Source organism: Streptacidiphilus sp. PAMC 29251 (assembly GCF_054208735.2).
Map to the genome: position 1 here is coordinate 3379075 of NZ_CM135725.2, position 12719 is coordinate 3391793.

The 12719-nt window shown below is 72.6% G+C and carries 11 protein-coding genes and 2 tRNA genes; 4 read left to right on the plus strand and 9 right to left on the minus strand.

The genetic code is table 11. From position 1 onward, the window contains the following. Positions 1-26: 26 nt before the first annotated feature. The gene (locus tag ACXKR8_RS15825) at positions 27-1475 is read right to left on the minus strand and encodes a DHA2 family efflux MFS transporter permease subunit (RefSeq protein ID WP_458273546.1); all 1449 of its coding nucleotides are present in this window, start codon (positions 1473-1475) and stop codon (positions 27-29) included. 52 nt (positions 1476-1527) lie between these two features. On the opposite strand from ACXKR8_RS15825, the gene ACXKR8_RS15830 reads away from it, so the two are divergent. Continuing rightward, positions 1528-2265: a TetR/AcrR family transcriptional regulator gene (locus tag ACXKR8_RS15830; RefSeq protein WP_458273547.1), complete on the plus strand. Its 738-nt coding sequence runs from the start codon at positions 1528-1530 to the stop codon at positions 2263-2265. Here ACXKR8_RS15830 and ACXKR8_RS15835 read toward each other — a convergent pair. Further along, complete coding sequence (locus ACXKR8_RS15835) at positions 2262-2837, minus strand: GNAT family N-acetyltransferase (protein ID WP_458273548.1); 576 nt, start codon at positions 2835-2837, stop codon at positions 2262-2264. The two genes, ACXKR8_RS15830 and ACXKR8_RS15835, sit on opposite strands and share 4 nt — an antisense overlap. Positions 2838-3093: 256 nt before the next feature. Here ACXKR8_RS15835 and ACXKR8_RS15840 point away from each other — a divergent pair, with 256 nt between their 5' ends. Continuing rightward, complete coding sequence (locus ACXKR8_RS15840; protein ID WP_458273549.1) at positions 3094-3618, plus strand: hypothetical protein; 525 nt, start codon at positions 3094-3096, stop codon at positions 3616-3618. Here the strand turns inward: ACXKR8_RS15840 and ACXKR8_RS15845 are convergent. From ACXKR8_RS15845 to ACXKR8_RS15855, 3 genes are all read right to left on the minus strand, one after another. Beyond that, on the minus strand, positions 3590-4174 hold the full coding sequence (locus ACXKR8_RS15845; protein WP_462100534.1) for a hypothetical protein: 585 nt from the start codon (positions 4172-4174) through the stop codon (positions 3590-3592). The genes ACXKR8_RS15840 and ACXKR8_RS15845 overlap by 29 nt on opposite strands. Positions 4175-4261: 87 nt before the next feature. Then, positions 4262-4334, minus strand: a tRNA-Asn gene (locus tag ACXKR8_RS15850). 30 nt (positions 4335-4364) lie between these two features. Next, positions 4365-4437, minus strand: a tRNA-Asn gene (locus ACXKR8_RS15855). Positions 4438-4695: 258 nt separating this feature from the next. Between ACXKR8_RS15855 and ACXKR8_RS15860 the strand changes: the two genes are divergently transcribed. Together ACXKR8_RS15860 and ACXKR8_RS15865 are read left to right on the plus strand one after the other, a co-directional pair. Then, complete coding sequence (locus ACXKR8_RS15860; protein ID WP_458273551.1) at positions 4696-5007, plus strand: YtxH domain-containing protein; 312 nt, start codon at positions 4696-4698, stop codon at positions 5005-5007. Positions 5008-5128: 121 nt separating this feature from the next. Further along, positions 5129-6553 (plus strand): FGGY family carbohydrate kinase, encoded by a 1425-nt coding sequence (locus ACXKR8_RS15865; protein WP_458273552.1) that lies wholly within the window; start codon positions 5129-5131, stop codon positions 6551-6553. 23 nt (positions 6554-6576) lie between these two features. Here ACXKR8_RS15865 and ACXKR8_RS15870 read toward each other — a convergent pair whose 3' ends face one another. The 4 genes from ACXKR8_RS15870 to ACXKR8_RS15885 all read right to left on the minus strand — a co-directional run bounded on the left by ACXKR8_RS15870 (position 6577) and on the right by ACXKR8_RS15885 (position 12698). Then, positions 6577-7710 (minus strand): RNA polymerase sigma factor, encoded by a 1134-nt coding sequence (locus tag ACXKR8_RS15870; protein WP_458273553.1) that lies wholly within the window; start codon positions 7708-7710, stop codon positions 6577-6579. A gap of 269 nt (positions 7711-7979) precedes the next feature. Then, positions 7980-9905 (minus strand): DNA primase, encoded by a 1926-nt coding sequence (gene dnaG / locus ACXKR8_RS15875; RefSeq protein WP_458273554.1) that lies wholly within the window; start codon positions 9903-9905, stop codon positions 7980-7982. A 64-nt stretch (positions 9906-9969) separates the two neighbouring features. Beyond that, positions 9970-11229 (minus strand): NAD(P)/FAD-dependent oxidoreductase, encoded by a 1260-nt coding sequence (locus ACXKR8_RS15880; RefSeq protein ID WP_458273555.1) that lies wholly within the window; start codon positions 11227-11229, stop codon positions 9970-9972. 107 nt (positions 11230-11336) lie between these two features. Next, a complete protein-coding gene (locus ACXKR8_RS15885) occupies positions 11337-12698 on the minus strand; it encodes a deoxyguanosinetriphosphate triphosphohydrolase (protein WP_462100535.1) in 1362 nt (453 codons plus the stop codon). Positions 12699-12719 lie beyond the last annotated feature (21 nt).

A 12719-nucleotide genomic window follows, 5' to 3' on the forward strand; every position in this document is an offset into this window, starting at 1 on the left:
AGATCGTCACAATCGGGGAGCCGGCATCAGTGTTCAGCTTGCTGGGCGTGCTTGGGGAGGAGCCAGACCAGGGCGAAGGCGATCAGGAACAGCACAGCGGCGATCCCGATCACGAGTTCGCCGGCGTGGTCGAAGGCCGCGATGGTGCCGTGGTTGGCCTGGGCGAAGAACACCGTGCCGAGGGCGGCGACGCCGATGGCGCCGGAGAACTGCTGGACGGCGTTGAGCATGCCCGCGCCGGTGCCGACCTCTTCGGTGGTGGCGCCGCCGAGGACGAAGTCGAAGATCGGGACGAAGACCAGGCCGGTGCCGAACCCGACCAGCAGCAGTGAGGGGGCCAGGGTCGTGGAGGTGAGGCTGCCGCCCCAGTGATCGATGGTCCACCACAGGGCGAGCAGGCCGACGACGGCGATGCCGAGGCCGAGGTGCAGGGTGGTGCGGCCGATCCGCTGGGTCAGCACAGCACCGGCGAGGACCACGGCGACGGCGCTGCCGAGGGCCAGCGGGATCAGGGTGAGGCTGGTGTGCAGCGGGGTCCAGTGCAGACCGAGCTGCAGCAGCAGGTTGAACGCGAGCTGGAATCCGCTCAGGGCGGCGAAGAAGGTGCCGACGATGGCCAGGCCGGCCACGAAGCTGCGTTTGCCGAACAGGGACGGGGTGATCACCGGGTGGCTGCTGCGGCGCTCGGAGACGACGAACAGTGCCAGGGTGACCAGCGAACCGGCCATCGACAGATAGGTCCACAGCGGCCAGCCGAGATCGCGGCCCTGCACCAGCGGGATGATCAGCAGCGCTGAGGCCAGGGTGAGCAGGGCGATGCCGCCCAGGTCGAGTCGGGCGTCGGCGTCCTCGCCGGTACGGTGCGGCAGGAAGCGCCAGGCCAAGGCCCAGGCGAGGATGCCGGCGGGCACGTTGATCAGGAAGATCGAGCGCCACTGGCTGCCGAACAGGTCCAGGTGCAGCAGCCAGCCGGCCAGGATCGGGCCGGCCACGGTCGCCAGGCCCATCACCGGGCCGAAGGGGATGAGCGCCTTGCGGAGGTCCTGGGGCGGGAAGACGACCTTCACCATGGCGAAGCCCTGCGGGATCATCACCGCGCCGCACAGGCCCTGCACCAGCCGGGCGCCGATCAGAAAGCCGACGCCGGGCGCCAGGCCGCAGGCGAGCGAGGCGAGGGTGAACCCGGCCATGCCCAGCAGGAACAGCCGGCGGCGGCCGAGCAGGTCGCCGAGCCGGCCGGAGGTGATCAGGCCGATGGCGAAGGCCGCGGTGTAGGCGGTGAGCACCCATTGCAGGGTGGTCTCACTGCCACCGAGGTCGGCGCGGATCGAGGGGCCGGCCAGGTTGGCAATGGTCGAGTCGATCACGTCCATCACATCGGCGATGAACACCACCGCGAGGACCAGCCAGGCTCGGCGGACGGGAAGCGCGGCGAGGTCGCTCGACGCTTCCAACGAACTTTGTTCTACAGTCACGAACTAAGTTCTACGTGACGAACAATGTTCGTGTCAAGGTAGGCTGAGCTGCATGACCGTTGATCCGGAACGTCGCCGCGCCGCCCGGCACGCCCAACCGCCCGCTCCCCCGACGCAGCCGAGGCGCCGGAAGCCGCCGATCACCGTGGGCAGGATCACCGACGCCGCGCTCCAGGTCGTCGCCACCCAGGGCTATGACGCCCTGACCATGCGCAGCGTCTCCGCCGTCCTCGACACCGGCCCCGCCTCGCTGTACGCGCACGTGGTCAACAAGGCCGACATCGACGAGCTGATCATCGGCCGGCTCTGCGCGCAGCTGGCCCTGCCCGCGCCGGACCCGGCGGCCTGGCGCGAGCAGATCCTGGACGTCTGCGCCCAGATCCGCGACCAGTACCTGCAGTACCCCGGCATCTCCCGCGCCGCGCTGGCCATGGTCGCCACCAACCTCGACGTCCTGCGCGTCAACGAGGGAATGCTGGCCATCCTGCTGGCCGGCGGCATCGAACCGCAGACGGCGGCCTGGGCGATCGACGCCCTCTCGCTCTACGTCGCCGGCTACGCGCTGGAGACCTCCCTGGTCGCCCAGCGGCAGAGCCAACGCGGGGACGACTGGGTGGTCGGCCGCGACGAGATGGTGGCCCGGTTCACCGCGCTACCCGCCGACCGGTTCCCGCAGACCCGCCGCTACGCCGCCGAGTTGACCTCCGGCACAGGACACGAGCGCTTCGACTTCGCCCTCGGCCTGATCGTCGACAACCTCACCCGGCACCGATCCGGAAGCGCAGGCTAGCGACCCGGGTTCGGCTGCGGGTCGGGCGTCCGGCGCGGATTGTCGATGGCCAGCACCCGGGCCGCGCGGCCGTGCGCGGGAATGACCGTCTCCCGTTCGAGGGTCATCCCGAGCTTCTCCATGATCCGCTCGGAAGGGCGGTTCTCCGGGTGGCAGACGCTGATCACCCGGTCGAGCCCGACCTCCTCGAAGGCGAAACGCAGCACCGCTCGCGCCGCCTCGGTGGCGATCCCCTGTCCCCAGTACGAGGGTGAGAGCCGCCATCCGATCTCGACCGCGGGCAGCACCTCTGGCAGGAACAGCGGAATGGCCAACCCGACCCACCCGACGAGAGCACCGCTCTCCCCCGCCGGCCCGGTGTCCCGGAGCTCCACCGCGAAGAGTCCGAACCCGCGCTCGTCCCAGGTCCGCTCGAACCCGGCGATGGCTCGTGCCGTCTCCTCCGGGGTTCGCACCCGCCCGTCCGCGATATAGCGCATCACCTGGGGATCCCCGTCGATGACCGCCATCGGCGCGACGTCTTCCTCACGCCAGCGCCGTAGCAACAACCGTTCCGTCGTCAACTCAACCATCGCGAAAGGATAAGCCCGACCGGGGCGTCAGGGGCGACGTGGTCGGAGACGGCGGTAGATCCGCTCGGGCGGGAGGGTCGGCAGCAGGAGCGCACCTGACATCGCCGTCGCATCCAGCCAGCTCATCGCCGCACCAGCCTGTAAGTCATCCCCCGTTGCTCCATGTGCTGAGGGTAGGGGTGCGCGACGGCCGGAGTGGTCACCCGGCCGGCCCAGTCCCCCTGCCGAGACCGGCACCAGCCCGCAGGGTGGGCGCATGAGCGACACACCGCCCCCGCCCGGGCAGCCACCGGGGCAGCAGTCCTACCACTACGGTCAGCCGGGCCAGCCCGGACAGCCGCCGTACAACTACGGTCCGCCGGTGCCGCCGCAGAAGAAGCGCCGGTTCGGCCGGGGCTGTCTCTTCGGCTGCCTGGGCGCGGTCCTCGCCGTGGTCGTGATCGTGGTGGTTCTGGTCGTGGTGCTGTCCCGGTCCAGCTCGAAGAGCACCAACAAGACTCACCCGCCCGCTGACGACGTCCGGATCAGTTCCTGTGCGGTGGACCCCACCACCGGCTTCCCCACCGCCAAGCTGACGATCACCAACCAGTCCTCGAAGACCTCGACCTACCTGGTCACCGTGGAGTTCGACAAGGCGGACGGCACCCGGGTGTCCGAGGGGGCGACCGGCAGCACCAGCGTCGCTCCCGGCCAGAAGGTGGAGACCTCGGCCGGCGGCCCCGACCAGGTGAGCGGCAAGATTTCCTGCAAGGTCACCGACGTGACCCGGCTCGCCGGCTGAGCCGACCTGCCCGTCGGTCAGGCCAGGGCTTTCTGGACCCGGCTCCAGAGCCCGCCGTCCACCGCGCCGACGCGGCGGCGGAAGTCGGCCAGCGGGACCTCGCGGGCCTCGTCGGTCTCCAGCCAGCTGGCGCGGTGCTCGCGGTCGCCGACCGTACCCGGGGCAGCGACAGCACGCCGGGACGCTCGGTGTGGTGCTTGCTGGTGATCTTCAGGACGGTGGCGGTGGTCGCGCCCCGGTGCAGCACCAGGCAGGGGCGGTCCTTGGAGCCGGGGCCGTCCTCGAACGGCACCTCGGCCCACCAGATCTCGCGCGGCTCGGGCAGCCGCGAGGGCGCCCGCTTGCTGCTCCGGGACGGTGCGGCCGGGGGACGACCGGCCCGCGGTCCGGGCCGGGGAATCCGCGGACGGGGGCGCGGACGGTCGGTCCCAGACCCACGACCGGACCGGCCACCGGAACCGCCGGAGCCGCCCCCGCGCCTCCGGCCGTATCCGAACGCCCCGGCCACCAGCACCACCAGCGCCAGCGCGGCCTCGATCAGTTGAGAGTGCGTCATTGCCCCTGCCCCTCCTCGGAAGACGACGACAGTACGACCCCGCAGAACGACAAGGGCCCCGACCTAGGTCGGGGCCCTTGTGCGAAGCTCCTCCAACTGGACTCGAACCAGTAACCTGCCGATTAACAGTCGGCTGCTCTGCCAATTGAGCTATGGAGGATCGTTCACCGGCCGGAACAGCTTCCAGCGGCTCCCTCAACTGGACTCGAACCAGTAACCTGCCGATTAACAGTCGGCTGCTCTGCCAATTGAGCTATGAGGGAAGGTGCGGCTTCACCGACCCGGCTCCGTCGAGCTGAGGGCGGCGCTTGCTGCGGGTCATACATTAGCGCACCCAGGGGGGTGTTCCGCCAATCCATACTCCCACGGCGCCGACCGCCCCGGTTCGTCCTCGCTGGCCAGGGTAGGCGGCCATGGACGGCGCGGCAGCCGGGCAGCCCGGCTCCGACCGCCGTAGGCTCCCCGAAGCGCACAAACGCAGACACGACAGACAGAGCACGACAGACAGAGGTGGAGGCGATATGCGCAAGCTCACTTTCCTCGCGGGGCTGGCCGTCGGCTATGTACTCGGCACCCGCGCCGGACGCGAACGCTACGAGCAGCTCCGTAAGAGCGCCCGCGATCTCTCGCAGACCCCGGCCGTTCAGTCGGCCGGCCGCAACGCCCGGCAGGCGGTCGGCACGGCCGCGGGCAAGGCGGCGGACGTGGTGGTCGACAAGGTCGGCGACAAGCTGCCGGCCTCGGTCACCGAGCGGGTCCCCTACCTGCGCGACCGCGCGGCCGGAGCCGACGGCAAGGCCGGCGCGGACGCCTGGGGCGCCCCCGGGCGGTAGCACGCACGCCCCGACCGGGAGCGCGCGAGCCCCGGCCGAACGCTGACGGAATCGCGCCGTCCGGCCGCAATCGCTTCCAGGACGGCGCGAGTCTCGCGTCCTTGCGGCATGATCTCGTTACATGGCGATATCGGCTGGCATCGACTGCTCGTCCCAGAGCACCAAGATCGTTGTCTGTGACAGCGACACCGGTGCGATCCTGCGGGAGAACCGCGCCCCGCACCCCGGTGCGACCGCCGCCGGGGGCGCGACGGCCGAGATCGACCCGCAGTCCTGGCTGCGCTCGCTCGGCGCCGCCGCCGAGGGCGGGATGCTCGAAGGCGTCCGGGCGATCGGCGTCAGCGCCCAGCAGCAGGGCATGCTGGCCCAGGACGCGGGCGGGGTGCTGGTCCGTCCGGCGCTGCTGCGGCACGATCCGCGGGCCGGTCGGGCCGCCGCGCAGCTGATCTCCGAGCTCGGCGGCGCCGCCGCCTGGACCGACGCGGTCGGCGGGATCCCCACCGCGGGCTCCACCGTCGCCAAGCTCCGCTGGCTGGCCGAGAACGAGCCGCAGAACGCCAAGCGCGTCGCCGAGGTGCTGCTCCCGCACGACTGGCTGGTCTGGCAGCTGCTGGGCCACCCGAACCGCCGCGCCACCGACCGCGGCGACGCCTCCGGCACCGGCTACTGGTCCCCGGTGACCGGCCGCTACCGCAGCGACCTGCTGGCACTGGCGCTGGGCCACGAGCCCTCCGTCCCGTCCGTGCTCGGCCCGGCCGAGGCCGCCGGGCACAGCCCCGAGGGCCTGCTGATCTCGGCCGGCACCGGCGCCACCATGGCCACCGCGCTGGGCCTCGGCCTGGACCAGGGCGACGCCGTGGTCTCCCTGGGCAGCAACGGCACCGTCTACGCCGTCCACGACAAGCCGCTGGTCGACCCGGACGGCGCCATCACCGCCTTCGCCGACGCCACCGGACGTCATCTGCCGCAGGTCAGCACGCTGAACGCGGCCCGGGTGCTGCAGGCCGTGGCCGAGCTGCTGCGCACCGACGCGGCCGGCCTCAGCGAGCTGGCACTGCGCTCCACCCCCGGCTCCTACGGCCTGGTGCTGCTGCCCTACCTGGACGGCGAGCGCCTCCCCGACCTGCCGCACGCGGCCGGGACCCTGGCCGGGCTGCGGATCGACTCGATGCGCCCCGAGCACCTGGCCAGGGCCGCCGTCGAGGGCATGCTCTGCGGGCTGGCGGACGCGCTGGACGTGCTGCGGGACCGCGGGGTGGCGGTGCGCCGGGTGTTCCTGACCGGGTCGGCCGGACGGCTGGCCGCGGTGCAGGCCATCGCCCCGCTGGTGCTCGGCGTCCCGGTGGTGATCCCGGCCCCCGGCGACTACGCCGCGATCGGCGCGGCCCGCCAGGCCGCCTGGGCGCTGGCCGGCAGCACCACCCCGCCGCAGTGGCCGCTGCGCGACGCGGTCACCGTCAACCCGGGCGAGGACGTGGCCGTGGGCCAGGCGGTACGGCAGCAGTTCGCCGCCGTCCGCAAGCAGACGCACCCCGAGCTGGGCTGAGCAGAACAGAAAGACGAGACAGGTCAGTCCAGGTAGCCGCGGAGCTGGTCGGCGAAGGCGTGGTCGCGCAGCTTGTTGAGGGTCTTGGACTCGATCTGGCGGATCCGCTCGCGGGTGACACCGAACAGCCGTCCGATCTCCTCCAGGGTGCGCGGACGGCCGTCCACCAGCCCGTAGCGGAGCTGGACCACCCGGCGTTCGCGCTCGCCCAGGGTGGAGAGCACTGCTTCCAGGTGCTGCCGCAGCAGGATGAACGCGGCGGACTCCACCGGGGAGGCCGCGTCGCCGTCCTCGATCAGGTCGCCGAGGGCGACATCGTCCTCCTCGCCGACCGGCGCGTGCAGCGAGACCGGCTCCTGGGCCAGCCGCAGCACCTCGGTGACCCTGGCCGGGGTGATCTCCAGGACCGCGGCCACCTCCGCCGGGGTGGGCTCCTGGCCCCGCTCCTGGAGCAGCCGCCGCTGCACCCGGACCACCCGGTTGATCAGCTCCACCACGTGCACCGGCACCCGGATGGTCCTGGCCTGGTCGGCCAGGGCCCGGCTCATCGCCTGCCGGATCCACCAGGTGGCGTAGGTGGAGAACTTGTAGCCCCGCGCGTAGTCGAACTTCTCCACCGCGCGGATCAGGCCGAGGTTGCCCTCCTGGACCAGGTCCAGCATGGTCAGCCCGCGGCCGACGTAGCGCTTCGCCACCGAGACGACCAGCCGGAGGTTGGCCTCGATCAGCCGTCGTTTGGCGATCCGGCCCAGCACGATCAGCCGGTCGAGGTCCGACACCAGCCGGTCGTCGGCGAGCCCGGGGTGCGCGTTGAGGTACTCCTCGGCGAAGAGCCCGGCCTCGACCTCCCGGGCCAGCTCGACCTCCTGCACGGCGGTGAGCAGGGGGATCCGGCCGATCTCGCGCAGGTACTGGCGGAACAGGTCCGCGGAGGGGCTCGAGGTGTCGTCGATCGCGGCGGCCGGGGGCTCGTCCGAGCGGTCGTCGGTCTCCACGAGGGCCTCCGGCGGTGGCTCGTCGGCGAGCGGCACGGGGGGCTCGGCGGGCTCGGAGGGCATGCCGTCGTCGGAGGGTGCGCCGTCGCGGGAGGGTACGCCGTCGTCGGAGGGTCGGAGGGTGTCCTGGTGGGCTGGGCGGATGGCCGTGGCTAGGTCCACGTCCTTCCCTTCCGGCACCGGGGATCGCTCTGCGGAGTGAGGGGCCGGCGCCTGCTGGCCGGGGCTGCGACTAGGACTGTGCGGTGGGGGTGCGAGTGCTGCGCGGTGCCGGGGGGACGGCACGGTGCGGGGCTGCGGGAGCTGCGGTGCGGGAGGGGCGAGGTGGGGCCGCGCGGGGGTACCGCAACCCAGTGTGCTCCCCTGCTGACGTTCAGGCAGAGGGGTGTGCGCAGACTTTCTCCGTACCCCTCCGCACCGGGCCGGACGGCTCAGAGCGCCGAGGCCCCGCGCTCGCGCAGGCCCTGACCGTACTGCTGGAGCGCCCACAGCTCGCCCTGGACCGCGGAGAGCTGCTCCGGGGTGGCCCGCGGGCCGAGCCGCTGGAGGTGGGCCCGGCAGTCGGCGACCCTGCGGTCCACCGCCTGGAGCCGCAGCTTGACCAGGAACTCCCCCGCGTACATGGCGTCGGCGGCGCGACGGGTGCGGACCGGCTCGACGGTCAGCTCGGTGATCAGCCCGCGCACCCCGTCGTCCGGCGCGGCCGCGCGGACCAGCCCGGACCAGGCGTCCGGGGCAGCGACCCCGGCGGCCACCCCGCCGGCGGCGGCGATGGCGGCCCGGACCTGCCCGTACGGCGGGGTCGGGAACTCGTCCTGGGCGTAGAAGTCGAAGGTGGGCGCGACCAGGGCCGGCAGCTGGAGCGCGAGCTTCAGCAGCTCCCGTTCCACGAACTGGGCCGGGTCGCGCGGGTTCAGCCGGTACGCGGGCCGCATCGGCGCGGCGGCCACCGGCGCCGGGGCGCCGTAGCTGCGGCGCTCGCCGGGGCGGTTGCCGTTGCGGTCCTTCTGCTGGTCCCGCTCGCGCTGCCAGCGGGCCAGCTGGGACACCCGGCGGACCACGAACGGCTCGTCCAGGATGCCGATCATCCCGGCCAGCTGCACCGCGTAGTCGTGCTGGATCGACTGGTCCTTGATCTGCGCCACGATCGGCGCGGCCTGCTCCAGCGCGGCCGAACGGCCTTCCGCGGTCTCCAGGTTGTGGGTGGCGACGGCGGCCCGGATGGCGAACAGGAACAGCGGGACCGGGTTCTCGATCAGGGTGCGGACCGCCTCGTCGCCCTGGGCCAGCCGCAGCTCGCAGGGGTCCATCCCGCCGGGGCTGACCGCGATGGAGGTCCGCGCGGCGAACTTCTGGTCGTCCTCGAAGGCGCGCAGCGCGGCCTTCTGGCCCGCCGCGTCGCCGTCGAAGGTGAAGACGATCTCGCCCCGGTACTGCGAGGTGTCCATCAGCAGCCGGCGCAGGATCTTGATGTGGTCCTCGGCGAAGGCGGTGCCGCAGGTGGCCACCGCCGTGGTGACGCCCGCGAGGTGACAGGCCATCACATCGGTGTAGCCCTCGACCACGACGGCCCGGCCGGTCTTGGCGATGTCCTTCTTGGCGAGGTCGATGCCGTAGAGGACGTTGGACTTCTTGTAGAGCGGGGTCTCCGGGGTGTTCAGGTACTTGGGGCCGTTGTCGTCCTCGCGCAGCTTGCGCGCGCCGAAGCCGACCACCTCGCCGGTGATGTCCCGGATCGGCCAGATCAGCCGGCCCCGGAAGCGGTCCATCGCGCCGCGCTGGCCCTCCGAGCAGACCCCGGACAGCAGCAGCTCGCGGTCGCTGAACCCGCGCCCGCGCAGGAAGCGGGTGAGGTTCTCGAAGCCGCCGGGGGCGTAGCCCAGGCTGAAGTGCACGGCGGCCTCGGCCTCGAAGCCGCGCTCCTTGAGGAAGCGGCGGGCGATCTCCGCCTCCGGGCTGCTCAGCTGCTCGGTGAACCAGGCCGCGGTGATCTTGTTGATCTCCAGCAGCCTGGTCCGCTCGCCCTTCTGCTGGCCCGGCTGGTAGCCGCCGCCCTCGTAGCGCAGGGTGATCCCGACCTGCCCGGCCAGGCGCTCCACGGTCTCGACGAAGGACAGGTGTTCGATCTTCATCACAAAGCCGAGGGTGTCGCCGCTCTCCTGGCAGCCGAAGCAGCTGTAGACGCCCTTGCTGGGGTTGACGTAGAAGGACGCGGACTTCTCGTCGTGGAACGGGCAGAGGCCCTTCAGCTGGCCGCCGCCGCCGTTGGCGAGCTGGACGTACTCCCCCACCACATGGTCGATCCGGACGGCGGCCCTGACCGCGTCCACGTCCTCGTCCTTGATCCGACCTGCCACGCCCAGCAGTGTATGCCCGGGGAGTGACAGCACTGGAGGGTCAGTACGGCACTACCCAGGAGCCCTACAGTTCCGCGAGCGGGACGGAGGGGTCGGCGAGGCGGTCCGGGTCGATGGGGCGGCCGGAGCGGATGAGCTGCTGGAGCACCCCCGCCACGTCCCAGACGTTGACGTTCATCCCGGCCAGCACCTGGTTGCCCGGCCCCTGCCAGAAGGCGATGAACTCGCGCTTGCCCGCGTCGCCGCGCACCACCACGTGGTCGTAGGAGCCGGGGGCGGCGTGGCCGGAGTACTCCAGGCCGACGTCGTACTGGTCCGAGAAGAAGTAGGGCACCCGGTCGTAGACCACCTGCCGGCCGAGCATCGCCCGGGCCGCCGCCGGGCCGCCGTTGAGGGCGTTGGCCCAGTGCTCCACCCGCAGCCGCCGGCCGAACAGCGGGTGCTCCGCGGAGGCCACGTCGCCGGCCGCGAAGACCACCGGGTCCGAGCTGCGCAGCGAGGCGTCCACAGCGACGCCGCCGCCGTCCTCGGCCGGGGCGATCTCCAGCCCGGCCGCGGCGGCCAGGGCGGTGTTCGGGGCCGCGCCGATGCCGACCAGCACGGCGTGCGCCGGGTGCTCGTCGCCGTCGTCGGTGTGCGCGGCCAGCACCATCCCGTCCTCGCCCTCGATCGCGGTGACCGAGGCGCCGAAGTGGAACCGCACCCCGCGGTCCTCGTGCAGATGCGTGAAGAAGGCGCCGAGCTCGGGGCCCAGTGCGCCGAACAGCGGGGTGGACTGCGGCTCGACCACGGTCACCTCGGCGCCGTAGCCGCGGGCGGCGGCGGCGACCTCCAGGCCGATCCAGCCCGCGCCCACCAGCAGCAGCCGCCCGTTCTCCCGGCCCAGGGTCTGCAGGGTGGCCCGCAGCCGCTCCGAGTCGTGCAGCCGGCGCAGGTAGTGCACACCGCCCAGCTCGATCCCGGGGACGTCCAGGGTGCGCGGCGCGGACCCGGTGGCCAGCAGCAGCCGGTCGTAGGTCAGCACGGTGCCGTCGCCGAGCTCCACCGCCCGCGCCGCCCGGTCCAGCCGGGTGACCGGGGAGCCCAGCCGCAGCTCGATCTCGTGCGCGGCGTACCAGGGCGACTCATGGACGAACAGCTCCTCGCGCGGAGCCGAGCCGGCCAGGTACTCCTTGGACAGCTTGGGGCGCTCGTACGGGGGTTCGCGCTCCTCGCCGACCAGGATGACCCGGCCGGTGAAGCCCTCGGCGCGCAGCGTCTCCGCGGCCTTGGCCCCGGCCAGGCCGGCTCCGACGATGACATGGGTCTCGTGTGCGTCCACCACGGGTGGTCTCCTGTCAGGTCGCGACGTCGTCCTTGACGTCGTCACAGCGTGGAGTGGTCACAGCAGCCTCCCGCACCCGCACCGAACGGTGAAGGGCGCATGCAGACTTACTCGAGCGCCGCCTGCTCCCGGGGCGCGCCGACCAACAGTCGGTGCCGGGCCGCCGCGGAGGCGTCGGTGAGGGTGGCGATCTGGTCGACCACCGCGCGCAGCCGGCCGGCGTCGTCCGCGGCCTCCTGGTACAGCGCCTGGAACACCGGGTCGAGGCCGTCCGGCGCGGAGGCCAGCAGCGCCTCGGCCAGCTCGCCGATGACCGTGCGCTGCCAGGTGCGCAGCTGCGCCTGGTCGTCCCGCTGCATCACATAGCGGACCGCGACCGCCTTGAGCACCGCGCACTCGGTCCGCTGCGGGCGCGGGACGATCAGGTCGGCGCCGTAGCGGGTGAGCCGGCCGGGCCCGTAGCGCTCCCGGGTGGCCTGCTCGGCGGCGGTGCAGAAGCGGCCGATCAGCTGGCTGGTGGTGTCCTTGAGCGCGGCCCGGGCCCGGGCCGAGGCGTCGTAGCCGCTGGGCCACCACTCCTCGGCCTGGAGCCGGTCCAGCGCCTCGGCCAGCTCGCCCTCCTCGGCGTCCGGCGCATAGCGCTGGGCCACCGCGAACAGGTCGGCCCGCTCGGTCGGGGAGCGCAGCGCGGCCGGGGCCACATGCCCGGCGTGCAGACCGTCCTCGACGTCGTGGACCGAGTAGGCGACGTCGTCGGACCAGTCCATCACCTGGGCCTCGAAGCAGCGTTCGAAGCCGCCCCGGTTGGCCGGGGCGTCCTCCCGGAGCCAGTCGAAGACGGCCTGGTCGTCGCTGTAGACGCCGTACTTGTGCGGCAGTTCGGGGTGGCTGCCCCTGGTCCACGGGTACTTGGTGGCGGCGTCCAGGGCGGCCCTGGTCAGGTTCAGCCCGACGCTGCGCCCCCCGTCCCCCGCGCTGAAGCGCTTCGGCTCCAGCCGGGTGAGGATCCGCAGGCTCTGGGCGTTGCCCTCGAAGCCGCCGCAGGAGGCGGCGGCCAGGTCGAGGGCCTGCTCGCCGGTGTGGCCGAACGGCGGGTGGCCGATGTCGTGGGAAAGGCAGGCGGTCTCCATCAGATCCGGGTCGCAGCCCAGCGCGGCGCCCAGCTCCCGGCCGATCTGGGCGCACTCCAGCGAGTGGGTGAGCCGGGTCCGCGGAAGTCGCCGGCCGCCGGGGCGACCACCTGGGTGGTGCCGGCCAGCCGGCGCAGCGCGGCGGAGTGCAGCACTCGGGCCCGGTCGCGCTGGAAGGCGGTCCGGCCGGGGCGCTTGTCCGGCTCGTCCACCCAGCGGGCCTGGGCGGCGGCGCTGTACTCGGTACTGACCTGTTCCGTGTCGTCCATATCCGGCAACCGTAACCGCCGCGTCCGACAGCCCGGACCTGACACACCATCGGACCGCGGCCCGGAGCATGGCGGGAACCGCTACCCGCAG

What these genes read in the sequence shown, in the direction of transcription:
- ACXKR8_RS15830 (WP_458273547.1), top strand. Translation starts at nt 1,528, where the DNA reads ATGACCGTTGATCCGGAACGTCGCCGCGCCGCCCGGCACGCCCAACCG.
- ACXKR8_RS15835 (WP_458273548.1), bottom strand. Translation starts at nt 2,837, where the DNA reads ATGGTTGAGTTGACGACGGAACGGTTGTTGCTACGGCGCTGGCGTGAG.
- ACXKR8_RS15840 (WP_458273549.1), top strand. Translation starts at nt 3,094, where the DNA reads ATGAGCGACACACCGCCCCCGCCCGGGCAGCCACCGGGGCAGCAGTCC.
- ACXKR8_RS15845 (WP_462100534.1), bottom strand. Translation starts at nt 4,174, where the DNA reads ATGACGCACTCTCAACTGATCGAGGCCGCGCTGGCGCTGGTGGTGCTG.
- ACXKR8_RS15860 (WP_458273551.1), top strand. Translation starts at nt 4,696, where the DNA reads ATGCGCAAGCTCACTTTCCTCGCGGGGCTGGCCGTCGGCTATGTACTC.
- ACXKR8_RS15865 (WP_458273552.1), top strand. Translation starts at nt 5,129, where the DNA reads ATGGCGATATCGGCTGGCATCGACTGCTCGTCCCAGAGCACCAAGATC.
- ACXKR8_RS15885 (WP_462100535.1), bottom strand. Translation starts at nt 12,698, where the DNA reads ATGCTCCGGGCCGCGGTCCGATGGTGTGTCAGGTCCGGGCTGTCGGAC.